Source organism: Robbsia andropogonis, assembly GCF_034047095.1.
Classification (GTDB): domain Bacteria; phylum Pseudomonadota; class Gammaproteobacteria; order Burkholderiales; family Burkholderiaceae; genus Robbsia; species Robbsia andropogonis.
The window spans coordinates 2,052,865-2,077,402 of record NZ_CP139170.1 but is presented as its reverse complement, the minus strand read 5'-3'; the positions used below and the strand labels follow the sequence as shown (position 1 = coordinate 2,077,402).

At 58.6% G+C, this 24,538-nt stretch carries 20 protein-coding genes; 11 read left to right on the top strand and 9 right to left on the bottom strand.

Annotated elements, in window-relative coordinates; all coding sequences use genetic code 11:
- Window positions 1-252: 252 nt before the first annotated feature.
- The 3 genes from SJQ66_RS22660 to mdtD form a co-directional block, all read right to left on the bottom strand.
- Window positions 253-1,206, bottom strand: a complete 954-nt coding sequence (locus SJQ66_RS22660; protein WP_024902902.1) for a Cof-type HAD-IIB family hydrolase — start codon at window positions 1,204-1,206, stop codon at window positions 253-255.
- A gap of 128 nt (window positions 1,207-1,334) precedes the next feature.
- Window positions 1,335-2,351 (bottom strand): ROK family protein, encoded by a 1,017-nt coding sequence (locus SJQ66_RS22655; protein WP_024902901.1) that lies wholly within the window; start codon window positions 2,349-2,351, stop codon window positions 1,335-1,337.
- Window positions 2,352-2,635: 284 nt separating this feature from the next.
- Window positions 2,636-4,063, bottom strand: coding sequence for a multidrug transporter subunit MdtD (gene mdtD / locus SJQ66_RS22650; protein ID WP_024902900.1), 1,428 nt, complete (start codon window positions 4,061-4,063; stop codon window positions 2,636-2,638).
- Here mdtD and SJQ66_RS22645 point away from each other — a divergent pair.
- The 8 genes from SJQ66_RS22645 (at window position 3,990) to SJQ66_RS22610 (ending at window position 13,611) form a co-directional block, all read left to right on the top strand.
- Window positions 3,990-4,184 carry a hypothetical protein gene (locus SJQ66_RS22645; protein WP_320535406.1) on the top strand — a complete coding sequence of 65 codons (195 nt, stop codon included), beginning with the start codon at window positions 3,990-3,992 and terminating at the stop codon, window positions 4,182-4,184. The two genes, mdtD and SJQ66_RS22645, sit on opposite strands and share 74 nt — an antisense overlap.
- Window positions 4,185-4,274: 90 nt before the next feature.
- The gene (locus tag SJQ66_RS22640; RefSeq protein ID WP_024902899.1) at window positions 4,275-4,511 is read left to right on the top strand and encodes a hypothetical protein; all 237 of its coding nucleotides are present in this window, start codon (window positions 4,275-4,277) and stop codon (window positions 4,509-4,511) included.
- A gap of 301 nt (window positions 4,512-4,812) precedes the next feature.
- Window positions 4,813-4,968 carry a DUF3311 domain-containing protein gene (locus tag SJQ66_RS22635; RefSeq protein ID WP_236693607.1) on the top strand — a complete coding sequence of 52 codons (156 nt, stop codon included), beginning with the start codon at window positions 4,813-4,815 and terminating at the stop codon, window positions 4,966-4,968.
- Window positions 4,968-6,452 (top strand): monocarboxylate uptake permease MctP, encoded by a 1,485-nt coding sequence (mctP, locus tag SJQ66_RS22630; RefSeq protein WP_176025964.1) that lies wholly within the window; start codon window positions 4,968-4,970, stop codon window positions 6,450-6,452. Before SJQ66_RS22635 ends, mctP begins: the two co-directional genes overlap by 1 nt.
- Window positions 6,453-6,612: 160 nt before the next feature.
- On the top strand, window positions 6,613-7,215 hold the full coding sequence (locus tag SJQ66_RS22625; protein WP_157685861.1) for a response regulator: 603 nt from the start codon (window positions 6,613-6,615) through the stop codon (window positions 7,213-7,215).
- A gap of 145 nt (window positions 7,216-7,360) precedes the next feature.
- Window positions 7,361-9,856 carry an ATP-binding protein gene (locus SJQ66_RS22620; protein ID WP_320534584.1) on the top strand — a complete coding sequence of 832 codons (2,496 nt, stop codon included), beginning with the start codon at window positions 7,361-7,363 and terminating at the stop codon, window positions 9,854-9,856.
- Between the two features lie 390 nt (window positions 9,857-10,246).
- The gene (locus tag SJQ66_RS22615) at window positions 10,247-12,316 is read left to right on the top strand and encodes a putative bifunctional diguanylate cyclase/phosphodiesterase (RefSeq protein ID WP_176025963.1); all 2,070 of its coding nucleotides are present in this window, start codon (window positions 10,247-10,249) and stop codon (window positions 12,314-12,316) included.
- 53 nt (window positions 12,317-12,369) lie between these two features.
- Window positions 12,370-13,611 carry a DNA/RNA non-specific endonuclease gene (locus SJQ66_RS22610; protein ID WP_320534583.1) on the top strand — a complete coding sequence of 414 codons (1,242 nt, stop codon included), beginning with the start codon at window positions 12,370-12,372 and terminating at the stop codon, window positions 13,609-13,611.
- Between the two features lie 148 nt (window positions 13,612-13,759).
- Here SJQ66_RS22610 and SJQ66_RS22605 read toward each other — a convergent pair whose 3' ends face one another.
- The 6 genes from SJQ66_RS22605 to SJQ66_RS22575 form a co-directional block, all read right to left on the bottom strand.
- Window positions 13,760-14,644, bottom strand: coding sequence for a phosphodiesterase (locus SJQ66_RS22605; protein WP_036009039.1), 885 nt, complete (start codon window positions 14,642-14,644; stop codon window positions 13,760-13,762).
- 155 nt (window positions 14,645-14,799) lie between these two features.
- Complete coding sequence (locus SJQ66_RS29790) at window positions 14,800-16,038, bottom strand: ABC transporter ATP-binding protein (RefSeq protein WP_024902890.1); 1,239 nt, start codon at window positions 16,036-16,038, stop codon at window positions 14,800-14,802.
- A gap of 83 nt (window positions 16,039-16,121) precedes the next feature.
- A complete protein-coding gene (locus SJQ66_RS22590) occupies window positions 16,122-16,967 on the bottom strand; it encodes an ABC transporter permease (protein ID WP_320534582.1) in 846 nt (281 codons plus the stop codon).
- A complete protein-coding gene (locus SJQ66_RS22585) occupies window positions 16,964-17,788 on the bottom strand; it encodes an ABC transporter permease (RefSeq protein ID WP_320534581.1) in 825 nt (274 codons plus the stop codon). Before SJQ66_RS22585 ends, SJQ66_RS22590 begins: the two co-directional genes overlap by 4 nt.
- A gap of 114 nt (window positions 17,789-17,902) precedes the next feature.
- Window positions 17,903-18,928, bottom strand: coding sequence for an ABC transporter substrate-binding protein (locus tag SJQ66_RS22580; protein WP_024902887.1), 1,026 nt, complete (start codon window positions 18,926-18,928; stop codon window positions 17,903-17,905).
- Between the two features lie 217 nt (window positions 18,929-19,145).
- The gene (locus SJQ66_RS22575; RefSeq protein WP_320534580.1) at window positions 19,146-20,378 is read right to left on the bottom strand and encodes a LacI family DNA-binding transcriptional regulator; all 1,233 of its coding nucleotides are present in this window, start codon (window positions 20,376-20,378) and stop codon (window positions 19,146-19,148) included.
- 385 nt (window positions 20,379-20,763) lie between these two features.
- Here SJQ66_RS22575 and SJQ66_RS22570 point away from each other — a divergent pair, with 385 nt between their 5' ends.
- From SJQ66_RS22570 to SJQ66_RS22560, 3 genes are all read left to right on the top strand, one after another.
- Window positions 20,764-22,596, top strand: a complete 1,833-nt coding sequence (locus SJQ66_RS22570) for a GGDEF domain-containing protein (protein WP_320534579.1) — start codon at window positions 20,764-20,766, stop codon at window positions 22,594-22,596.
- Window positions 22,597-22,602: 6 nt separating this feature from the next.
- Complete coding sequence (locus tag SJQ66_RS22565) at window positions 22,603-23,820, top strand: transporter (protein WP_320534578.1); 1,218 nt, start codon at window positions 22,603-22,605, stop codon at window positions 23,818-23,820.
- Between the two features lie 197 nt (window positions 23,821-24,017).
- On the top strand, window positions 24,018-24,308 hold the full coding sequence (locus tag SJQ66_RS22560) for a helix-turn-helix domain-containing protein (RefSeq protein ID WP_024902883.1): 291 nt from the start codon (window positions 24,018-24,020) through the stop codon (window positions 24,306-24,308).
- The last annotated feature ends 230 nt before the right edge of the window (window positions 24,309-24,538 follow it).

The window sequence follows — 24,538 nt, the reverse complement described above, 5'->3', positions numbered from 1 at the left end:
TCCAGGCGGATAACGATTCTCTAAAGGAGTCGTCACCCTGCCGCCAGTACCGAGTACCACGCTGGCCAACGACGACTCACGGAAAGCAATAAATCAGGGCACAAGCACAATTCGGACCTGCTCGACTGTATTTTCCCGATCGTGGCGTCCACGCACCGCGGCGTGGGTCACGACACTATTACGAAGTGTCAGGAACTTGAGTGTAGGCCATCCCGCACAGATGGCAAGGGTAATTTTTGCCTGGTTGAGTGGTCATTCAGAAGGATGATGGGACGGTAAAATCCATTCGTAAATCGCTTTGGCAACGCCATCGTCATCATTGCTGGCTGTCACGACATTGGCGCGTTGTTGGATGTCAGGCTCTGCCTGTCCCATCGCAATGGCAAACCCGGCGACGTCGAACATAGGCAAGTCGTTCGACATGTCGCCGAGCACCGCCATTTCGTCGAGTGCGATTCCCAGGTGCCGGGCAATCACGCGCGCGGCGGTGCCCTTGTGCGCATCCGGGTGGGTGATGTCGAGATAGTACTGCTGCGAGCGCACGGTACTGATCTGGCCCTGGAACGCCATGCCAATCTCTTGCTCGATGCGCGCCAGTCCAGCGTGATCGCGCGATGCCGCGAGGATTTTGTCGACCGATGCGAAATCGCGCTCGGTGAACGTATCGACGAGAGTCGGGCCGTAACCAAGTGTGCGGGTTTCGGTGTCGACATGGTCGCCCGTCGGGTCGACGATGCGCCATTCTCCTTCGGTGAACAGCCACGGTGACAGCCCACGGGACTGCAGGTCTGCAACCACGTCCCGGACAACGTCTGGCGGCAACGGCAGCGCGTCCAGAACGCGCAGATCCGGGGTGATGATATTGCCGCCATTGAAAGCGGCCAGTGGCGCATGGCGTGGTGCGGTGTCCCCCGGCCCGGATCGTGACGTGTGATCCGTGTCCTGGGGTGTGGGCAAGTGCGATGTCCGGGCGCTGTCGGTGCCTGGCAACGGCGCCGGCTGTCCAAGGTGCAAGACGTCGACAAATCCGGCGAGACCGCGGGGCGGGCGGGCACTGGCGAGCGAAAACGCAATACCGGCGCGCCGCAGGGCCGCGACGGCCTCGATCACGGCCGGACTCAATGACTTATCCGAACGCACCAGCGTCCCGTCAATATCGGACAGGACGGCGCGGATGGGGCGAGTAGGGCGCGAAGGACGTGTCATCGAGGGGTTCCTTGGTTGTTATTGGCGACCGTCAAGCGGCATAGGCATTTCATTGTGTCAGGGTAAACACTGGCAAGCATTACACGATGCTTCCATGCCTATACGTTCGTTCGAGCATGCACGCAGCGTTAGATTTCGACATTACGCCATAGCATCGCGCCCCCCTCGATGCCTGCATCGTTGGACACCAGCGTAATCGTCCCGGGCAAAGGGAAATCGATGTGTTGTGCATTGCCGCCACCAATATAGAGATGATCGAAATGCAGCAAGGAATCGAGGATCGCGATGGTACGCCGCACGTGCTGGTTCCATTTCTTCTTCCCCAGTTTTCGACGCGCGCGGTCGCCAACGTACGCGTTGTACGATTTGCGTCCGCGGATGGGATGATGCGCCAATTCGAGATGCGGCATTAACTGACCGTCGCGAAATAGCGCCGAGCCGGCACCGGTGCCGAGCGTCAGGACCAGCTCCAGGCCCCGTCCCCGTATCGCGGCCAAACCTTGCATCTCCGCATCGTTGATGAGCTGCACCGGACGCGTCGGCGCCCCGCGCTGGCGGGCCAGCGCCTCTGCGACGGCGGGGCCGATGGAAAAGCCGCGCCATGCCGTGGCATTGCCGTCTTTCTTGCCCGCTGTTTTCAGTGCACGGTCGTCTTTCCCCTTGTTTTCGTCCTTGTCTGTATCCTGCATGATGCCTGCCGCGAAAGGGTCGTCCGGATCGATATCGTCGAAGTGCGGGGCGGTGATCACCCGTCCATCGCGGACCACGCCAGGGAAACCGATCGAGAGGAAGTCGAAGTCGCCGAGCGGCTCGCATAGCGCGACAAGTGTGTCGATCATCCGTTCCGGTGAGCAAGGATAGGGCGTATCCACGCGAACCCGTTCGCTCGTCATCTTGCCTTGAAAGTCGAGCATCGCGGCCTTCAATCCCGTGCCACCGATGTCGATTGCAAGAATGCGCGCCGTTTTACTGGCATGTTGCTTGTGCACGGTCTCCGGGCCCGTCGTCGCGGCGTGACCAGGTGCAATGGGTCCTCCTGCATGGGGTGCGACGTTTTTACGCAGGCCTGTGTGGTCTTCGGGTAGGGTCGATTTTTTGTTTTGTTTACCGATAGTTGTCTGATCTTGCGCGGTCTTCTTCGACATGAGGTTCCTTCCGAATGACTAATCAATATTGACGTTTGTCTATGGCGGTTTATACTGAACCCGTCTCCTCCACCTCCTCCTTGGTGGATTCAAGCCCAGGCCGATGGCCCGGGCTTTTTTTTACCCGACATCGGCTGCAGGCTAGCAACGACGGTTGGTCGGCCATGGTTCGACGTTACCGCCCGCGTTCTGTCTGCGCTTGCGCGTACGCGGGCGACGATGGCAGTGGTCAGCCGCGGGGTGAAGCGGCGTCACGACTTCCTGTCTGTGCGCGGCGGCACGGCTCAACCCTCATCATGCGCGGCGTGGTCGGTCGGGGCATGCCTGACTTGCGGGGCCAACTGCGCGAAAATCCATGACGATGCGGCCGTAATGATGCCGACGCACGCAAATGTCCAGTGAAACGCGGGCAGCGAGCCACGCGCATCCGGGACGCCATGCACCCATGACTGAAAGGTATCGAGCAAGGCGCCGCCGACAGTGACGCCAAGGCTCATTGCCAGCATCTGCACCATCGAGAACAAGCCATTACCGCTACTTGCCCCGCCGCGGGCCAGGTCCTTCAGCGTCAGCGTATTCATCGCGGTGAATTGCAATGAATTGACTGCGCCGAACACGGCGAGTTGGCAGAGGAGGATAGCAATAGGCCAGGTGGGGGTAACAAAGCCGAAGCTCGCCATCATCAATCCCACGGCGACGGTATTGCCAATCAGCACGCCTCGGTAGCCGAAACGCACGATGAGAGGCGAGGCGAGCCGTTTCGCGCCCATGCCGGCCGCCGCCACTGGCAACATCATCAAGCCGGCGTGAAAGGGTTCATAGCCGAGACTGACCTGAAGCAGTAACGGAATCAGATACGGCATGGCACCCGTGCCGATTCGGCAGAACAGATTGCCCAGCAGTCCGACGCTATATGAGTGGATCTTGAACAGGTACAACGGAAACAGAGGAAAGGGCGCGCGCGTGGCATGCAGGCCGTAGGCAGTCCAGGTTGCGAAACTGATGACCAACAAGACAAGCACCGTTGCATGCTGCAGGCCGAGGTCCGTCAGTCCATCGAGGGACAACGACAAGGTGACCATGCCGACCGCCAGCAACAGATAACCTTTCAAGTCGAAGCGTTTGACCGCCGCGCGTGAATCGATCATGAAATAGTAGGTGGCGGCAATGCCGGCAATGCCGACCGGCACGTTGATCAGGAAGATCCAGTGCCAGGACGCGACCGATACCAACCAGCCCCCCAGCGTCGGGCCGATCAGCGGACCAATCAAGCCCGGGACGGCCACGAAACTCATTGCACGAAGGAATTGGTCGGCCGGTACCGTGCGCAATAACGCCAGTCGTCCGACCGGCATCAGCATCGCCCCGCCGAGGCCCTGGACGACACGTGCCATTACAAGCATGTCCAATGAGCTGGATGCGGCGCAACCGATGGAGCCCAGCATGAAGAGCCCGATGGCGCTCATGAATACACGCGTCGTACCGAGCTTGTCCGCGATCCAGCCGGTGGCGGGGATCAGCATGGCCATGGTCAACGAATATGCGATGACCACCGATTGCATGCGAAGGGGGCTTTCACCCAGTGAGCGCGCCATCGACGGCAACGCCGTGTTGACGATGGTGGTATCAAGTGTCTGCATGAAGAAGCCGACAGCCACGATCCACAACATGATTGACGACGTGCGTGGTCGGTACGGCAACATCTGCGACATCGGGACGGTTCCTGGTAAATCCGCGGCAAATCCGCCGGTAAGTCGGCAACGCGGTATCGCGCGGCTGGAGAAGCCCCGGGAAACAGTGCGTTACACGCCTTTTGACGACGGGCTATTTTGAGATTATAGCCAATTACCTTCGGGCACCTTGCGGGATGGCTCAGTACCTGGGCGGCGGAGATGGTGGCCTGTCGGCTGGCAAGGCGGTGATGTGAACGAATCGGTGTTGTTTATCGATTTATCCATGACTGAGAAAAGCTGGGGATTACCCTTACCGATTTTATGGCGTGGCATTTATTTTTTGTGTCCCGGGATTGACGGATGTCTCGCGATCAAACCGCTGGAAAATTTGCCTGCCATTCCGCTGTTTTTCCGCGATGCTGCCAGGTGGAGTGCAATGGCACCACTTGACGTCATTCGTTTCGCGGCGTTATTGTCGGGTGCCTAAAATCTTTCTCATGTATGTATTTACCTTTCACGATCAATGATCGTTTCACATGGGACCGTATTGTCTGGTGTTGAGACTGCTCAGGGGCGAGCAGGCAGGGGTTTTTTTAAGACACTCGATGCGTGCGCGACGGAACGCCCGACGCTGAGCGCAATTCGAATAATTAAACGGGACAAAGAGAAAAATGAATTCCACCGGTGAATCTGGTAATTCGGTCGATAAGGGCGGGGGTGTGCAATCAAGTGCCGGCCCTGAAGGCTATGTCGATACGACGCCTGAAAAAAACAGTGGTTTTAAATGGTTGTTGTTAATCCCGTATATCGCGCTGCTATGGGTCCCTTTTTATAACGGCACCATGCCCTCATTCGCCGGGTTCCCGTTTTTCTACTGGTATCAATTCCTTTGGGTCCCATTGACCTCTTTGTTGATCTACGTCGTCTACAAGGTGGTGCGCTGATGAACGTCGAGCTTAATCCCGTTTCGGTCGGCGTTTTCGTCGCGTTTTTTGTGCTAGTCACCGTGATCGGCTTTCTTGCCTCGCGCTGGAAGGCGGGTGATCTTACGCAACTGCATGAGTGGGGGCTGGGGGGGCGTCAATTCGGTGCCATCATCACATGGTTTCTGGTGGGAGGGGATTTCTACACGGCTTACACGGTGATCGCGGTGCCCGCGCTGGTGTATTCGGTTGGCGCCTACGGTTTCTTCGCATTGCCGTACACCATCATCGTCTATCCATTCGTTTTTCTGGTGATGCCAAAACTGTGGAAGGTGTGCCATCGGTATAACCACATCACGGCCGCAGACTTCATTCAGGGCCATTACGGTGGCAAATGGTTCGCCGCGGCAGTCGCCATTACCGGCATCCTTGCCACGATGCCGTACATCGCGTTACAACTGGTTGGCATGCAAGTCGTCATCGAAGGGCTTGGCGTGCATGGCGAATTGCCGTTGATCGTGGCATTCGTTATCCTGGCCGTCTACACGTACGCCAGTGGGTTGCGGGCACCGGCTATGATTGCTTTCGTCAAGGACATCATGATTTATATCGTCGTGATTGCGGCGGTCTGGGTGATTCCAAGCAAATTGGGTGGTTATGGTGCCGTGTTCTCCGCGGCGGGTGACGCGTTTTCCGCGAAGGGCGGGGCAACCGGCTTGACGCTGAAGCCATCGCAATTCACTGCTTACGCCAGTGTTGCGTTCGGCTCGGCATTGGCTGCCTTCATGTATCCGCATACCATGACCGGCATCTTGAGTTCCAGTTCGCAGAACACCATCAAGAAAAACGCGATCTTTCTGCCGGCCTACACGTTATTACTTGGTTTGATCGCACTGCTCGGCTATATGGCAATTGCCGCCGGCGTCAAGGTGACATCGGCAAGCCAGGTCGTGCCGGCATTATTTGGCAAACTGTTCCCTGCCTGGTTTGTCGGTTTCGCGGCGGCCGCGATTGCAATCAGCGCCTTGGTGCCTGCCGCAATCATGTCGATCGGTGCGGCCAACCTCTTTACGCGAAATCTGTGGCGACCGCTTGTCAACCCGAACATGTCACCACAGGCCGAATCGCAAAGCGCGAAGCTGTTCTCGCTCTTCGTCAAATTCGGTGCCCTGGTGTTCATTCTCTTTGTTCCCGCGAAATTCGCGATCGACCTGCAACTGCTTGGCGGCGTGTGGATTCTGCAGATATTCCCGGCGGTGGTTTTCACGCTGTTCACGTCCCGTCTGAAACTGCCCGCGCTGTTCCTCGGCTGGGCGGTGGGCATGACCCTCGGTACGACATTGGCCTTGGAGCAAGGCATCAAACCGCTCTATACAGTGGTGATCGGTGGTACGTCGATGCCCGTCTACATCGGTTTGTTGGCGCTACTGGCCAATATCGTCGTCACCTTTGTTTTGTCGGCAGTGCTGAAAGCAGGGCGCCCGATAACACCTGCTGCCGCATAAGTTGCGTGGGCCGATTGCGCAATCATCAGGCATATTTCGTGCTTGCTGTTGAGATATTTTGTTGATTGCCTTCTTGTCATATCGGAAAGGCTGTCGACAAAACCTTCTCTACCTGTGTGGCCCACGCGGCCACGAAGCGGTGATACGACGTACCGCGTTCATGACAATGCCGCATTCGAACACACGTTTGCATTGCTCCTCTGCCTCCGGCGCCGACGGCATCATGCGTCGTGTTGCCACGCCACCCGTGCCGGAGCCGCACCCTTCGTTGCCACCATCGAAGGGGCCGGACGGCCCTGCGCAATTGCCGCAGTCGACGCCCGAGCGCGCGCATCAGTCCATGAGACAACGCTGGCTCGCGCTACACGATCACCCGCGATTACACGGTAATAGCGAAAAATTTACGCGCTTGATGGTCGTCGACGATAATCTCGATGTCCGTTACGCGATGCATGAATGTCTGAGTGCGGAGGGCTATGATGTCGCGGTGTCCAGTGATGGCATGAGCGCTTTGGCGCTGGCCAAGTTGACGGTGCCGGACGCCATATTGCTCGATATCGGCATGCCGGCATTGGATGGTTACTCCACTGCGCGTGCTTTTCGCCGGATGCAGGCATTCACGTCCACGCCTATCATCGCCATCACGGGTTTCTTCGATACCCAGCACATCGAAGACGCCCGTTGCGCCGGTTTTGATTTCTATTTCCAAAAACCGGTGGACCTGGACACGCTGCTGGCTTTGTTGCGTGGAGACCCGGTCTGATGCCGTAGAATGTGCCACGCGCCTTTGCGTTGTACGCCAGGCTAGCGTCGTGTGGTTTGCGAAACGCGGCTCTGGCAGAATAAATGACAACAGCGCGATCACGCGCGGCCGACCACTGTCACCCTTACGTCCCGATTGACGTCATTTGAACGCCCACACCGATTCCGCGATCAGCTCGCGCGACCAAGCTGATACCACGCGCGCGGCGCTGGCTGCGGAAACCGAGCCGGCAAGCGAGCCCGAGCGTAATTTTCGGGGCATTCGCGTGGCTTTCCTGATCTTGTTGATTGCCGCGATAGTGTTGCCAATCGTCTATCTCGGCGTAGCCGCGGTCATCAACTTCAATGATCGCCGACAAGAAGCGCGCGCGGCCACCAGCCGCATGGCCCGTATCGCCGAAGAACACGCCATCAAGGTGTTCGACCTGAATCAAGCGCTGGATGACCGGATTGTGGATTTGTTGGGTAATGTGCCTGAGTCCACGTTACTTCGCGAGGGCCGCGGCTTTCAAGCACGCATCGCCAAGCTCGGTGGCGGCTATCCACAAGTCTCGTCTATCGCGGTGTTGAACGCCGAAGGTCGGATGTTGCTCAACAGCGCTGGCTATCCTGCGGCGCGCGGCGATTTCCGTGATCGTTTGAATTACCCGGCAATTGAAAAAGCCGCCACGTTATGGGTGTCGACGACAGTGAAGGGGGCGATGACCGGTCGATCGATCTTCTCGACCAGCACCGCCCGGCGTGACGCGGATGGCAAATTGATCGGGGTGGTCGCCGTGTCGTTGAAGACCGCGTATTTCAGCGACTTCTACAAGGAATTGATCGGCAACGACCAGTCGATGACGCTCGGACTGGTCCGTGAGGACGGGACGTTGCTGGTGCGCTACCCGGCGGGTTCCGATGGCAACAACCCGTCCGGTGCGACTTCGGCGCAGAGCCGGTCCGGCGTGGGACATTCGGCAATTCCCTTTCATGCGTTATCGGCGTTGATACGGGGGCTGACTGATCTCGACAGCCATCCAGGCGGTGGTAACACCGTCAGCGACAGCATGAATAGCGGCGATGGGACCCTGAGCGTCGATGGCGAAAAAAGCGTGATTGCCTATCGGCGCGTTGCCGGTTATCCGGTGTATGTGTTCGCCAGTTGTCCGATGTCGGCGCTCGTGTCAGCCTGGCTGGCGCATATTGCCTTGCTTGCCGCGGGTGTGTTCGTGCCGTGCCTGGTGCTATGGGCCGTCATCCTGGTCGCCTTGGCCCGGCTCCGAACAGAGGAAAAGGCCTGGCTGTCATGGCGTGCCGAAGCCGTGACAAGACGTTCCGTCGAAGCCGCGTTCCGACAAGCACGGCGCACCGAAGCATTGGGTAACCTGGTAGGCAGCGTCGCGCATGATTTCAATAATCTCCTGATGACGATGTCGTCGAATGCGCAGGTCCTGCGCCGACGTGGTATCGCGCCGCCGATGCCTGGCAATGAGGGACCATTGCACGACAGCAGCCCGGAACTCGCCGCCATCGAGAGAGCCATTCGCAATGGCAAGCAATTGACACGACAGCTTCTTGGCGTGGCGCGCAAGCAGCCGCAACGAATCGAGACCGTGGTGCTGCAAAGTTGGCTGCCGCGGGCGTCGCCTCTGCTGAGCGGGGCGCTACAATCGGAATCGCGCCTGGTGCTACGGGCCGCACCTGACATCTGGCCGGTCGATGTCGATGCGGGGGAACTCGAATTGGCGCTGCTGAATGTGACGGCCAATGCGCGTGACGCAATGTTGGAGCCCGAAACGGGATTGCCGCGGCACGGAAGCACTTTGACAATCGCGGTAGAGAATATGCGTTTCAGTACCAGTGATGCCTATGGTCATGCGGGTGACTACGTTCGTATCTCGATTTTCGATACCGGTGCCGGCATGTCGGAGGCGGTATTGCGTCGGGCATTCGAACCGTTATACACGACGAAACCGCAAGGGAAGGGGACCGGCCTGGGCTTGCCGCAAGTGGCCAGTTTTTGCGAACAGGCGGGCGGCACGGCCACGATCGAAAGCGAGGTTGGGCGCGGCACGGTCGTGCGTTTCTATCTGCCGCGTTCGCAGGCGCGCGTGCCCGGGGAGGACGACGTGGATGCAACGGCACTCGCGGCGGCAGAGGTACCGCTCGCTGGAACGGAGCGTTCATCTACCGAGCCGGACGGTGGGCGAGCACCCCCACCGCCGTATGCCATCCCGGTGCATGGCCTTTCCGCGAGGCGAGAGTACGGTATCGCGATCCTGCTCGTTGAGGATAACCCGGAGGTGGCGGCCGGCACGGAGGCGCTGCTCGATGTGATGGGGCATCGTATTCAATGGGTGGATAACGCGGATACCGCCCTGACCTTGCTGCTCGCGGTTCGCGACAGCGCCGCGGATGGTTTCGACATGGTGCTGTCCGATATTCACATGCCAGGTACGATGAATGGGATCGATCTCGCGATCCGGCTACGTGACGTGTTGCCGAGAATGCCGGTGGTACTCGTCACGGGCTACGCATCGGAGATCGAGCGAGCGAAGCAAGCAGAGATTCCCGTGCTTGCGAAACCGTTTGATGTGGAGGTGCTCGAATCATTGATTCACAAAGCGGCACACCCTTTGATGGCGCGCATGCATACGTGATTTTTTTGAAGTAAGTCAAAACGTTATCGGGATATCTGGTTTGCTTGACTAAAGTTAGTGAAAGCCTGGCCGTTATCCTGACTGATGATGCTTTACCAGGGCATCAACTATTTACGCAATCCCGTAAAATTCGGCTGGCGACAGGCGGCGTTTCTTGCCGATGCACCACGTGGGTCTGGATCTGCACGCGTCATTCGTATTGTGAGAGGTGTCTTCCTCGCATGCGCGAAGAGGTTGGCGGGGCCGAAAGGTCAGGTCATCCGGATGGGGCGGTTTTTGGGCGCATTACGCGGACGAGCACGGCGCGCGCCCGAGAAGTTGTTGGTCGCCGCAATCGCTTGGTTCATATGAGCGAGGGCTGTGGCCGTCCTCGGGTTTTTGAGGTTTGTCATGCTCGTTGGTAGTTACGACACGCTGCTGGTGTTGTTTTCGGTGCTCGTCGCCATGCTGGCGTCGTACACCGCGCTCGATCTCGTCGGGCGCATTACCACGGCCGGTGGCAAGGCTGCCGTGTGGTGGCTAGTGGGGGGGGCCATCGCGATGGGGTTCGGCGTCTGGTCGATGCATTTTATCGGCATGCTGGCCTTTTCATTGCCGAACATCGATATAGGGTTCGATGTCCCATTGACGGTGCTGTCGCTGATCATCGTCATCCTGGCGTCCCTGCTTGCCTTGCGGCTTGCCAGCCGCCCCGCGCTTCCCTGGCATCGCCTGCTCGTCGGCGCCTTGCTGATGGGGGGCGGTATCGCCGCCATGCACTACACCGGCATGGCCGCAATGAAGATGGACCCGGCGATCGTCTGGCGGCCTTCCCGGATCGTGTTGTCCATCGTCGTCGGGGTGCTGGCTTCCGGGCTTGGCATGCACATCGCATTCCGTCTGCGGCACTTGGCGCTTCATGTTCGCTATTATCGCCTTGGCGCGTCCGTCGTGATGGGATTGGCGATTGCGTGCATGCACTACGTCGGGATGTCGGCGGCTGAATTTCCGCTCGGCTCTATCTGCGGCGCGGCAAGTACCGGTTTAGATGCCAATGCGCTGGCGCTGCCAATTCTCGTGATCACCGTTGCGGTCTTGGCGGTGGCACTGATCACATCGATTCTCGACATGCGGCTCGAGATCAACACGGCCATCTTGTCATCGTCGCTGGCGGAGGCTAACCAGGAACTGTCGCGCATTGCATTGCACGATACGCTGACACGCCTGCCGAATCGCATGTTGCTGATGGATCGGTTGGAAAAGGCCATTGAAACCGCCAGCGCGACTCGCACCATGTTCACGGTGATGTTCGTCGATCTGGACGGGTTCAAGAGCGTCAATGATACGTTCGGCCATCATCTGGGTGATCAATTGCTGGTGCAGGTGTCTGAGCGCATTCGCCAGAACGTGCATGCGCAGGATACATGTGCGCGTCTGGGCGGTGACGAGTTCGTCGTGCTTTCGCCCATACCGGGCGCCGCTGACGCGGCGACGATCGCGGAACGATTGGTGAATGTACTGGATGAGCCGTTCGTCGTTGCCGGCCATCACTTGTCCGTATCCGCCAGCATTGGCATCGCGCTCTATCCAGGTGATGGTGATTCGCCGGGGGACTTGGTGAAGAGTGCCGACATCGCCATGTATCACGCCAAATCGGCGGGGCGTAATCAGGCGTGTTTCTTCGAAGGGTCGATGCATACGGACAATACCAATCATCTGATGCTGTTGCATGACATGCGACTCGCGCGCAAACGCGATGAGTTCGTCTTGTATTACCAGCCGAAATTTCGTGCGCCAAATGGTCCGATGATCGGTGCCGAGGCCCTGCTACGATGGAACCATCCAACGCGCGGCCGGATCGGGCCCGATGAATTCATCCCGCTGGCGGAGCGTAGCGGCTTGATCATCGGCATTGGTGAATGGGTTCTGGATGAGGCGTGCCGACAACTTGCGGAGTGGCACCGGAGCGCCCGTACCGATGCAGGCCGGGCACTGACGATGGCGGTCAATATCTCGACGGCGCAATTCAATCATCCGCGCTTTACCGAAATGATCGTCGAGACCATCGCGAAGCACGAGATCGCCCCGGCCAAGCTGACGCTGGAAATTACCGAGTCGACAGCCATGCAGGACGTGGACGCTAACCTGGCGATCCTGGAAAAACTGAACGAGATTGGCGTCAGGATTTCGATCGACGATTTCGGCACCGGGTATTCGAGTTTGCTGTATTTGAAACGAATGCCTGCGAGTGAATTGAAGATCGATCGCGGTTTTGTGATGAATCTGGAAAACAGCAGTGAAGATGCGGCCATCGTCTCGGCGATTGTGGCATTGGGCGGCACGCTGAAATTAAATATCGTTGCCGAGGGCGTGGAAACGGATGAGCAGCAGGCCTTGCTGACCCGTTTGGGTTGTGATCTCCTGCAGGGCTTCCTGCTGGGTAAGCCCATGGAAGCGGCAGGCTTTACCGAATTGATCTGAGGCGGCATTCGGCATGGTAGGCGTCAATATTCGTCGTGCACGCGTGTTTATTCATGAAGGGGCGACGATGCTGGCATAATGCCGCTGTTTTTGCCTCGGAAGAATCCCCGTTGATCACTGCATCACCCTTTGCCCGGTCACACCCGTCGCGGCACATTTCATCCCGTATTGCCATTCATGTTGCGTTGTTGCTCGCGCTGCTTGTCGGTCTTCCTGGCACGGAACGCATGGTGGGCGCCGCGCCCAGCGCATGCCCCTCGTTTTTCATGGCGGCACAGGCGCCCGACGTATTGCGCATGGAACAGGTGCCGCGGACGCATGTTCTTTGCTATCGTTTTTATTCTGTGATGGCTTCCGGCATCACGCGCACGCCGTTGTGGTCAGCCGAGCATTTGACCGTTGACAGCGTGGCGGCAGCACGAACAGTGAAACGTCACGATGCGTTTCACGCGGAAATGTCCCTGCTCGCCGACGATCGCGCGGAACTCGAGGATTACCGTACATCCGGTTTCGATCGAGGGCATATGTCGCCCAGCGCCGATATGCCGGACGCCGTGGCGCAGGAGCAAAGCTTCTCGCTGGCAAACATGGTGCCGCAAGTGTCCGACAACAATCGGCATCTATGGCAGGGTATCGAGATCACGACCCGCGCGATGACAAAGAACAGCGGCGAGCTGTATGTCGTGAGCGGTCCCGCTTTTATCGGTCCCCCCACCTGGTTGCATTCCCGCGTTGCCGTGCCGGACTATCTTTGGAAAGCGATTTATGATCCGAAGCGCGGCGCTGCGGCTTATTTGACTGCCAACCGGGAGGGGAATGGCTACACGGTCATATCGATTGCCTTGTTACAGAGAATCACCGGGATCGATCCATTTCCTGGGCTTTCCAACGCGGTAAAGGCGCAAGCCATCGCATTACCGCCGCCACGCCCGAGCGGTCAGCGGATGAAGACCGGACCGGTGACGCTCGCGGCGCTCGGTTTGGTCTTTCCATCCGACGGTGGTCCGGCGCGGACGACCATGGCGTCTCCACAACCGAGTAGTAAGGCAGCACAGCAGGATCGACACACGGCGAAGCGGGCTGGCCCGGTATCGTCGACTGCATCACGGGCATCGGCACGTACGCATCATCGGTCGTTGAACACCAAGGCGGATCGCGCGACAAGAAAAAAGGCAAGCAAGGCCGCTTCCAAGCGTCCTGGTTTCAGCCAGGACGTCGGTGTCTATGGCTATGGATATACGCTCGGCAAGACCTTGAAACGGCTTGGTCACGATCTCGGCGATCACGGCAAATAAGCAGCAAGAGGTTGTTTAGCGCGCGTTTTGCTGCAAATATCGCCGTTCGGGGAAATGTCGAAACGATGCGATCATTTTCCAGGTTTTATTCCTTTAATGCAACTAACAGACTATTTAATAACGGCGCACATGACGCCGTTTCTCGCATTTACTGATCGATCAATCCACCATCCGGCTCGTGGAATGGGTAAGGGCCGTCATATTTCGCAAGATAGGAAAGGTGAGACACCAGCCCTCCGTTAAGCCCCGTACGTGGGTCGAGGGGAAGACCGGGCGATGGCTGCCAACGATGAATCACGGCCGTGGGGGGCTCCATCGTAAAAGCGGATGGTGCGTTGTCCTGTAGATCAAGGCAGACCTGGTGTGCGGTAGACCCTGCGGTAGATACAATCGTGCCGCTGAAACGCGCGTGAATCTCTCGATGCAAATGCCCTGCGATGATCCGCTCGACGTTTGGATGTCGCGCGATGATTTCCGCGAGTCTTGCGCTGCTATGTGCATCGAGTAATGCCTCGTCCATGTGACCGATGCCCGTCGCAAACGGCGGATGATGCATGGCAACCACAACCGGTAGGCCCCGCGCGCTTTCCAATGCGGCTTCCAACCACGCGAGTCGTTTCTCGCACAAGAATCCGCCGCTGCGACCGGGTTCCAGCGTATCGAGTGCGATCAGCCGAATGGGCTTGCTCGCGACCGCATCGCCGTGTTCCTTGGCGCCACCGATATCCACCGTATACTGGACAAAGGCTCCGCCCTCGTGCAGATAGGGCGCATCAAAAACGGCACGCAGTCCTTCACGCCCGTCATGGTTGCCAACCAGCATGTAAATTGGCATTGGTAGCGGGGCCAGCAGCGTCTTTAGATGTTCGTATTCGTCCACACTGCCTTTATCGACGAGATCACCGGTAACGACAATCGCCGCGGGTGAGGGCTGCAGTGTCAATACGTGTGCAACGGCTTGGCGCAAATAGCCGGCCGTATCCACCTTCCGATATGCCAACACGCCAGGCGCACGGATATGCAGGTCCGTCATTTGCAGGAAGTAGAAAGGCGAATGCGCGGGCAAGCGAGGGTCATGCTCACGATATTGTTTCACTGCTCCGCCAACGTCATGATTGGCCGAAGCAGGCAATGCCGCACTCGTCTCCGAGGGGGCGCCAAGGGAAGCAGTCTGTTGCATCGTCATCACTAAGTCTCCTGTTCCAATAACATCAACGCGTTTTCCCGCAAGCGCAGCGATACGCGATCCCCATGAGTCAATGTGGCGCGGCCTGTGACGTCGAGCGTGATCAACGCGCTGCCGTCCTTTGCATGATGACCGTCGTGATGGGTTGTCTCGAATTGTCCTGTTACGTCATCGATGACAACGCGCGTTCGATCGCCCAGAAACGTCAGGCTTCGCACGGTGCCGTGCAGGTGTGCGTCATCGACAAAACAGAGTTCCGCATCTTCCGGACGGAAAAATGCGGTTTGTACCATCCGGGCGTCGGACGTGGGGCCGTTGCCCATCGTGCTGTGCGGTCTGACATGTTCGGTTTGCATCGATGTCGACCGGTTATTCGGGCGCGCGACGTTTGGCGCATGGACGACGGACGACGTGGACGCCAGCGGTAACGGTGCGTCTCCTACATAGAGGTATCCGTCCCGCACGATACCACTGAGCCGGTTCATCGTGCCGACGAATTCAGCGACATGTCGGTTGACCGGTCGATAGTAGATTTCACGAGGCGTGCCCGCTTGTTCCACGCGGCCGGCGCTCATCACCACGATGCGGTCGCCGAGCGCCATCGCTTCACCCTGGTCGTGCGTCACGTACACCGTGGTCACGCCGAGCGTCCGGAGCAACTGGTTCATTTCCGCGCGAAGCATGTCTCGCAGGCGCGCATCCAACGCCGTCAACGGTTCATCGAGCAACAGCACCCGTGGCTGTGGTGCCAGCGCGCGCGCCAACGCCACACGCTGACGTTGGCCGCCGGATAGCGCGTCGATGCGTTTTTCAGCATGCGCTTCCAGTTCCATCAACGCCAACAAACGGTCCACGCGCGCACGTATGCGCTCCTTCGTCAGCAACTGCCCATCAAGGTCCTTCGCGCCGCGAGACTGTTGTACACGCAGTCCATATCCGACATTGTCCCGCACGGACATATTGGGAAAAAGCGCATAACTTTGAAACACCATGCCCACGCGTCGTTTTTCAATGGGCAAAGACGTTACGTCTTCGCCGTCGAAAAAGACGCGGCCGCCGGTGTCGGGACGCTCGAGTCCGGCGATCATCCGCAGCGTCGTCGTCTTGCCGCATCCCGAAGGTCCTAGCAACACAAGCGTCTCGCCGGCGGCGATCTCGAGGTCCAGCGGTGCAAGCACTTGTTGTCCGTGGAACGTTTTCGCGCAGTGCGACAGCGTAATGGCCACGCGCGCCAGTTGGATGGCCGATGCATCGTCCGTCATTACCTTCGACGGCGAAGTGAGCCCGGTTGGGTCAGGGGGAACGGGATACATGGGAGCCTTCATCAGAGAGCGTCTTTTGCGACCTTTGCCGCGCGGCGTTTCGCGCGCTTTACCACGGCATCCGGCGCGAACCATTGAATTGCAAGCAACAGCGGCAACGCGATAACCAGGAAGACCAGCGTGTAGGCACTGCCGATTTCGATGCGCATCGACGCATACGTATCGGCAAGGCCGACAGGCAAGGTTTTCGTGTCAGGCGTATGCAACATCCAGGTCAGATTGAATTCACCGAGCGATAACGTGACAACAGCCACCGCGCCGGCGACGATACCGGGTTGAATGTTGGGGAGGACCACGGTAAAAAAACGCCGTGCAAAACCGGCGCCCAGACTGGCCGCGCCTTCTTCCAGCGTGCGAATGTCCGCGCTGGCGCAAATCGCCGAAACGGAACGGGTCATGAATGGCAGGGTGAATATCACATGGCCCACGATAATGAACGCGTAGCTCTGGCGAAACGCGCCGAAACCACCATACAGTGACAGTAAGGCCAGCGCGGATGCAAGTCCCGGCAGCGCAACCGGGAGGATCAACAGCTCATCGATCCAACGTGCAAGGCGCGCATGACTGCGCGATAGCGCATAGGCTGCAGGAACACCGATGATGATGGTGATCGCCAACGTGGCAAGCGCGACATACAAGGAAGCGAAAATCGAACCGGCGTACAAGTCCCATACTTGGCCTACCCAGCGCAATGTCAATCCACTCGACAAGCCACGAAAGTAGTTAACGGTCACGCCCGCCAGCATCGACATGATGATGGGCAAGACAAGAAACAAGACTATCGCCACGGTGACCAGTGCTTGCAGGAACACGCCCACGCGCGCCGTATTGATTCGAGCGTATCTCATGCCGACACCGCCACATTTGCCGCGCCGAATTGCCTTGATAATGCCAGCGTCAACCAGGTGATCACGCCGAGGACGATCGACAGCGCTGCCGCGCCGGCCATGTCGGCGTTCAACGTGAAGGCGGTGTATATCGTCATCGGCAATACGTCGATATTGGTGCCGAGCGTAAAGGCGGTGCCGAATGCACCCATGGATGTGGCGAAGCATAATGCGCCGCTTGCGACCAATACCGGCTGCAGGGCAGGCAGCAACACATCGCGTGCGACCTGCCACGACGAAGCGCCCAATGCTCGTGCGGCTTCGATCAGCGAGGGATCCAATTTGCTTGTGGCCGCAATGACCGATACCAGCACGCGCGGTATCGAAAAATACAGATACCCGAGAAACAGGCCGCCCATCGAATACGCAAAGATCCACTTGTCGCCCGTCAGGCGCAACGATAGCGCGCCGATCAAGCCTTGGCGACCGGCGAGCATGATGACAAGAAAACCGACCACGACGCCGGGGAAAATGAGCGGAAAGCCCAACAGCGCCATCAAAAAAGACTTCAGCGGAAATGTCCGGCGCGCGAGAAACAATCCGGATACCGTCGCCAGCAGCAGGCTGACCGAAGTGACCGCCAGCGACAGGGCGACCGTATTCAAGAGGCTGTGCAGGTAGTTCGCATTGGTCACAATGGCCCAGTAAGCAGTCACCGGATGGCCGTCCGCGCTGATACGGACCAGCAAGACAACCGGCAGCAACCAGAACGCCGCAAAGAAGGCCATGGCCGGCGCGAACAGGGCAACGCGCAGCGGCAGGGGGAAAGTAGACTCGGACATGATGCTTTCCAACACCGTTCCGATACGTCCGGCGCGGTGCGGTACAAGAAAAACAGAGAGGACCATGCGCCGCCGCCTGGATCGTTCAGGCAAAAGCGAAGCATGGCACGCGGGTCAATGGACGATTTTCAGGTAGGCCTGGCCAAATGCCTGCTGCTGCGCGGCGAGTTCACGATAATCAACGGTCTTCGCCCGCGCATAATCGCTGGCGGGCAAAAAACGTGATGCGATGTCCTTGGGCATGGGCACATGCCGCACCGGGCGCAGATAGGCGGCGGCCCACTTTGCCTGCCCTGCGTCGGACAGGACAAAGTCCAGAACCTTCTTCCCATTGTCGGCATGCGGCGCACCCGCGGTCAGGCCCATGACATACGGCACCGAGATCGTACCTTCCTTCGGGATCACAAACGCGACATTGGCCTGGTCCTTGTATCGGGCACGGTAGGCGTCGAAGTCGTAATCGATCAGGATCGGGATTTCACCGGACAGCACGCGCGCATAGGCGGTCTGCTTCGGTACGATCGGTGCATTGGCCTGCAAGCGCTTGAACCAGTCCAGACCCGGCTGGAAATTGCTCAGCGAACCGCCCAGCGCCTGGTTGACGGCGACGGCCCCGGCATAACCGACAAAGGCACTGGACGGATCGAGATAGCCGACCATGCCTTTATATTCGGGTTTCAACAGATCGGCCCACGATTGCGGCACCGGCTTGCCATCCAATGCGTCCTTGTTGATCATCAATCCGATCGTGCCGGAGTGAATCGCGAACCACATGCCTTGCGGATCTTTTTCGTCCGCGGGAATCTCATCCCAGTGAGGCGGTTTGTACGCCGCAAGCAATCCTTTATCCTTGGCCTGGAACGCCGACGAGATGCCGAGATACACGACATCGTTCACGGGACTCCTGTGCTCGGCCATCATTTGCGCAATGGCTTGCCCGGAATTCTTGTCGTCGAAGGGCACGCGGATGCCGGTGGCAGCCTTGATGGCCGCGATCTGACCTGCCCAATCCGCCCAGTCTGGCGGACAGTTGTAGCAGATGGCCGTCTTATCACCTTGCGCGAGCGCCGTGCCACTGGCAACGCCGAACAACGACATGGTGGCCACCGCGCAGGCAAGGGCGCGGACCGCCAGGCGCATTGCAAGAAGGGATATCGACGGCTGACGGCGAGATGGTTGGTCGCTGAGCACAAGGGTGCTGCATCTGGCGGCATTGCGTGCGTTGGACGAAGTGTGAAGCATCATCACGTTTGTTTCTCTTTTGGTTGAAGGTACGTAGCGGTAAAAGCGGAGGGCGACAATACATGTTTCGTTGAACCGTGACGTTCCGGGCGGTATGTCCGACCAGGCGCCATGCCTATAGCGATGGTCGTGCTGGCGTATCCTCAAGGCAGTTCCACCGTGTCCGTCTTTCCGTGACCGTACCGAGGGTCCCGCCCAAGCGGAGTGCATGCGGTAGCCGCTGATGAACGTCGTTCGACCCGGACGTCCCGTTTGACGCCGGGAGGGCCATCGATGGATGGGAAAGGGCCTGCGCGCTTTGCTCGAAAGGCACTGTTCCAGGTATAGACGGTGGCATGGTCTCCTGTTTCGCCTTGTGCCCACCGCGAATGGCCTCTCGCAGCGATGCCCATGCGCGGCGGCCGATTTCGCGATTCGGCACGCAGACGCTGGTCAGGCGAGGCATCGATAGTGCGCCAAGTGTCAGGCCGTCAAAGCCGACTACCGATATATCTCCCGGCACGGACAGTCCCTGGGTTTCCAGAGAGGTAATCGCAACTATTGCCAGGCGATCGTTACTGCAAAACAACGCCGTCGTCTCGGACCGCGCAAGCGCTCGCATCACATCCATGGACAAATGATCCGACAAAAAGTCGATTTCGATGACGGGCGCGACCGTGAGGCCTGCCGTCCGCATGGCCGCCTCATAGCCTGCAACCCGTTGCAAGGCGCGATCCGATGCGCTCAGGGTGCCGGCAAGCATCCGGATTCGCGTGTGACCACGTGCGATCATTTGTTCGACTGCTTCGCGGGCCGCGGTGAAGTTGTCCACGGCGACGCTACGGCGTTGGCTGTTTGCGGGCGCGTCGTTGTGGGCGAGCACATACGGCATGTCCGCCAGGTCCAAAGCGTCGAGTGCATCATTCGCCCGTGCGTCGGCGACGGTAACGATCAAGCCGTCGACATGATGCGCGCGCAGTGTATCGATGGCGGTATGTTCGCGATCGGTGCGATATTCGGTGGTCATCAGCATCACCCGATAACCCGCGGCCGAAGCCAGTTCGTCTATGCCTTGCACCGTTTCACCGAACACCGGGTTGGCGATGGTCGGCACGATAACGCCAATCACCTGGCTATGCGCCGCGCGCAGCATCCGGCCCAGCGCGCTTGGGCGATAATCGGTGGCATCAATGGCGGCCTGCACTGCCGCCAATGTGGCTGGATCGACTTTGGCCGGTGTGTTCAATGCGCGCGACACGGTGGCGATGGAACAGCGGGCGAGCAACGCCACGTCTTTGATCGTGGTAGCCGTGCGTCCCGTTTTCTTCGACGATTGATGCGGCGGTGTGTTGGTGCGAGTGTGCGTCACGTGATCTTCTTTTCCAGGTGCGGGACGGCCGTTTTCGGTAACCACTGTCGCATCACGCGCGGGAGGTGGATATGTCGAAAAATGGTTCGCCTCGAAAAAGCGCGTTATCTGGTTTGCATGTGGACATTGCGTCGTGGAAACGTTTACACGACGTATTCTGCCTTTCGTCGATGACGGTTTCGTGACGTATCGCGCTGGATGTTCATCCCACCCATCCTGATGCCATCGCAAAACCGCGACGAATCCATGGCCGTATGCAGCCAACGGGTGGATGACACTGGGATGACGATACCGCGACTGTCAAATGACTGACATGTGACACTGCTACGATCGGAAGTTACGGTCGTATCCTTCGCCAAGGTTGTCAGTAGAGACGAGAAGCATCATGATCGCCACGATAGCCGGCGTGATTCGCCGGGGTGCGCTACGCTCGGTTTTTCAACCGATCGTGTCGTTGAAGACCGGAGAAGTCGTTGCGCACGAAGGATTCGTGCGTGTGACGGTGGGTGCACACGAAGCGGCGCTCGACTTGCCAGTGGACGATGCGGGACAGTTGTTCGAGCGGGCGGAACAGGAAGGTTGTCGCTTGCCGCTGGAGCGCGCGGCCGCGCGCTGCGCCATGGACAGCTATTGGCGGGCAGGGTGGAATGCGGCCGATGTCACCGACGCGCCCAATACCTTGCTATTCGTCAACCTGAGTGCCGATGGATTACGGCAACTCTCGCGCCATCGCCGAGCGGTGTTTGCCATTCTCGCGCGCTGGGGCATTCGTGCGGACCGGCTCGTCTTCGAGTTGACGGAGCGCAATGCGCTCGGCGCCGTGGATACGTTGCTCCAGGCCAGCAGCAACCTCAGGGAAATGGGGGCGCGTATCGCGCTGGATGACTACGGAACGGGACATGCCACACTGAGCCTATGGGTGGCATTGGAGCCCGATTTCCTGAAGATCGATGCGTCGCTGGTGCGTGGCAGTGGTACACACCCGTTACGGTTCGAGGCCTTGCGCGCCGTGCGCCGGTTGGCGCAAAAAGCGGGGACTACGGTCATTGCCGAAGGCATCGAGACACCGGACGACCTGATCGTTTGCCGGGATCTCGGTATCGAAATGGGACAAGGTTTTGCATTATCACGACCGGCGTCGGAACCCCCTCGTGACATCGCACCGCTGGCGATGCAGGTACTGCGCAACCGCGCGATCACCGTTTTCCCCGATATTGCCGCCCGTGGGATTGCGCGTGCGACCGTCGGTCAATTACTACGCTCCGCGCCGGCCATCGATCCGCGCACGCGTAACGATGAAGTCTTCGCCCTGTTCAGCGCGCATCCGGACCTGCATGCGGTAGCCGTGGTCGAGGGGGACACGCCACACGCTTTGATCAATCGCCGGCATTTCGTCGACTCCTATGCATTGCCATTTCATCGTGAACTATTTGGTCGCAAGCCTTGCCTGACGCATGCGAACACGTCGCCGCTGGTCGTGGAGGAGGATGCCGATATCGATTCGCTGGCGCTACGGTTGAGTGCCCAAGATGTGGGCTACCTGTCCGATGGTTTCGTCATCGTTGAAAGGGGCGCCTATCGGGGGCTCGGGACCGCTGAGGATCTGATGCGCGCCGTCACCGATATCCGTATCGAGGCGGCACGTTATGCGAACCCGCTGACGCAATTGCCGGGAAACATCCCGATCGAGGCGCATATGCGGCGTCTGATCGAGGGGCGCGCTCCGTTTTACGCCTGTTATTGCGATTTAAATGATTTCAAATCCTACAATGACCAGCACGGCTACTGGCAGGGTGACGAGGTACTGCGACTGACGGCGGCCATTCTATCGAATGCCTGCGATCTTCGGCGCGATTTCCTGGGACATGTGGGCGGCGATGATTTTCTGATATTTTTCCAAAGCCTGGATTGGCGGCGACGGGTGCTGGAGGCGATCGCCACGTTTAATCGACAAGTGTTGCAGCTCTACACGGATGAGGAACGGCAGGCGGGTGGTATCGAGGCGGTAGACCGTTTTGGGCAGCAGCGCTTCCACGGATTCGTGAAATTAGCGGCAGGCGTAATAGAAGCACGCGCGGGGCTGTATGATATCGGGTCGTTGACAGCGCTGGCCGCGGTCGCGAAGCAAGAGGCGAAACGCGATGCGTCCGGTTTTTACGTCATGCCGCCGCAGTCGACGATATCGAGCCATTCGGATTCCCACCCCCTGACAGTTTGATGCCTGATGACATTTGATCCGTCAACGATGCGTTACGGCGCCGATGATAACGGACTCGTTTGCGGTTTTCTCTTTAGCGAGCATTCAGAACCGGAAACAGCGTCGATTCGCGCCGCGCGAGGGGATGCCGATCATCGGCATGCAACAATGCGCGCGACGTTGCAGCCCGCTGGACAGCCAGGTAGCGCATTGCAAGGGCCGGCGTTCCTGCATCATCACGACGCCGAGGAAGATGGCCTTGTCGCGCATCCGGTGGATGCCACGCAGGCGCTTGCCTGGCTTGCGGACTTCTACGCCAGCGAAGAGCCGCAATCGCATGTGCCGCCGCGGACCGGCGTGCGGCCAAAGGATTTTCTGTGGCTGCATTTCCATTTGGCGCATACGGGCAGCCGGCGTTGGATCGAGGAACACCTTGACCTCCCGGAGGCATTCTTCGAGGCCTTGCAGGAGGGTTCCCGTTCCACGCGGATTGAACAGCAAGATGGGTCGCTACTGGCGGTAGTCAACGATGTAACGTTCAGTTTTGAGCAGAGACCCACCGAGATCGCGACGCTCTGGGTGTATACGCATCGCCGGATGATGGTGACCTTGCGCGTGAAGCCGCTACGTTCGGTGGACCGCTTACGCGCCAGCGTCATGATGGGCGAGCGATTCCGGACCCCGGCCGAATTGCTGGTGCACCTGCTTCGAGACCAGGCTGATCTGATGGCCAAGATCGTCCGGGACACGAGCGCCGACGTTGACGGCATAGAAGATCAGTTGCTGGCGCAGCGCCCTGTTGCATTTCGTCAAGACCTGGGAGGGCTGCGCCGAATTTTGGTGCGGCTCCAGCGAACGCTGGCACCCGAACCCGGTTCGCTATTCCGGCTGCTTGCCCGACCGCCAGGCTGGCTCCAGCATCAGGACGTTCAGGACCTGCGCGAATCGACGGAAGAGTTCTCCCTCGTCCTGGGCGACCCGGCGGGTTTGATCGAGCGGATACGCCTGATCCAGGAAGACATTTCGGTGCGCCGGGACGAGCAAAGCAATCGGACCCTGTTCACATTGACCATGGTGACGGTCCTGGCCTTGCCGATCAATATCGTTGCGGGTTTTTTTGGGATGAATGTCGGCGGCGTGCCGTTATCGGAAAACAAACATGGTTTCTGGTTATTGGTGCTGCTGGTGGTCACTTTCACCGCGGTAGGCGGAATGTGGGCATTCCGCGGCAGAAACGACCGGTAGGGGAGTAGTGCATCCTGTAAGCTAGCGCAGTATGGAGTATGAAGCTTGCATGATGTTCGCGTCGTGGCATGAAATATGTATTCATATTTCGTGACGCAGTGTCAGCATTTCCATCGAAACTTTTCTGACTTATAAGCGTCATACCAGCATCACTACCACGTACTAGACTTGTCGCGTCTGGTTCAGGAAACAGATTCATGCTGCTGCACAAATCGATCGATACCGTTATTCAGGAGCGCCTCGAAGAGGACGCGGTCCGGCGAACGTTTTCGACCCGGCTGGACATGACGTTGAAGCGTAAAAAATTATCTTCCAGTCGCATTGCGCGACAACTGGGCGTGGCCGTGCAACATCTGCAGTTATGGCGAGCAGGGGTAACGGTACCAACCATCCGTCAAGTGCGTCGCCTGTCCGCACTGCTGGACGTGCCAATGGATTGGCTTTGCGCCGTCGGTGAACCGAAGATGGCTGGTTTGTCCGTACAATAACGTTGGCGAGTGGACGTGGTACTACTCATTCAGGGTAGATATAAATTTAGTTACGACTTTTACATCCTCACTTTCCACGTCTTTAAAAGCGTTTGCATTTTTTGATATATCGTTAGGCATACGAATTTATTTTTTTATTTTGATGCTGCATATAACGTCTATTTCATTTTCCTCAGGCGTTATGTCGCGTCTCGACCCAAGCGGAATGAGACAGATGCGCTCCAGGTGAA

Coding starts and splice junctions, on each gene's coding strand:
- SJQ66_RS22660 (WP_024902902.1), bottom strand. CDS start 1,206: ATGACACGTCCTTCGCGCCCTACTCGCCCCATCCGCGCCGTCCTGTCC.
- SJQ66_RS22655 (WP_024902901.1), bottom strand. CDS start 2,351: ATGTCGAAGAAGACCGCGCAAGATCAGACAACTATCGGTAAACAAAAC.
- SJQ66_RS22645 (WP_320535406.1), top strand. CDS start 3,990: ATGAAGAAGCCGACAGCCACGATCCACAACATGATTGACGACGTGCGT.
- mdtD (WP_024902900.1), bottom strand. CDS start 4,063: ATGTCGCAGATGTTGCCGTACCGACCACGCACGTCGTCAATCATGTTG.
- mctP (WP_176025964.1), top strand. CDS start 4,968: ATGAACGTCGAGCTTAATCCCGTTTCGGTCGGCGTTTTCGTCGCGTTT.
- SJQ66_RS22625 (WP_157685861.1), top strand. CDS start 6,613: ATGACAATGCCGCATTCGAACACACGTTTGCATTGCTCCTCTGCCTCC.
- SJQ66_RS22615 (WP_176025963.1), top strand. CDS start 10,247: ATGCTCGTTGGTAGTTACGACACGCTGCTGGTGTTGTTTTCGGTGCTC.
- SJQ66_RS22610 (WP_320534583.1), top strand. CDS start 12,370: ATGAAGGGGCGACGATGCTGGCATAATGCCGCTGTTTTTGCCTCGGAA.
- SJQ66_RS22605 (WP_036009039.1), bottom strand. CDS start 14,644: ATGACGGACCTGCATATCCGTGCGCCTGGCGTGTTGGCATATCGGAAG.
- SJQ66_RS22590 (WP_320534582.1), bottom strand. CDS start 16,967: ATGAGATACGCTCGAATCAATACGGCGCGCGTGGGCGTGTTCCTGCAA.
- SJQ66_RS22585 (WP_320534581.1), bottom strand. CDS start 17,788: ATGTCCGAGTCTACTTTCCCCCTGCCGCTGCGCGTTGCCCTGTTCGCG.
- SJQ66_RS22580 (WP_024902887.1), bottom strand. CDS start 18,928: ATGCGCCTGGCGGTCCGCGCCCTTGCCTGCGCGGTGGCCACCATGTCG.
- SJQ66_RS22570 (WP_320534579.1), top strand. CDS start 20,764: ATGATCGCCACGATAGCCGGCGTGATTCGCCGGGGTGCGCTACGCTCG.
- SJQ66_RS22565 (WP_320534578.1), top strand. CDS start 22,603: ATGACATTTGATCCGTCAACGATGCGTTACGGCGCCGATGATAACGGA.
- SJQ66_RS22560 (WP_024902883.1), top strand. CDS start 24,018: ATGCTGCTGCACAAATCGATCGATACCGTTATTCAGGAGCGCCTCGAA.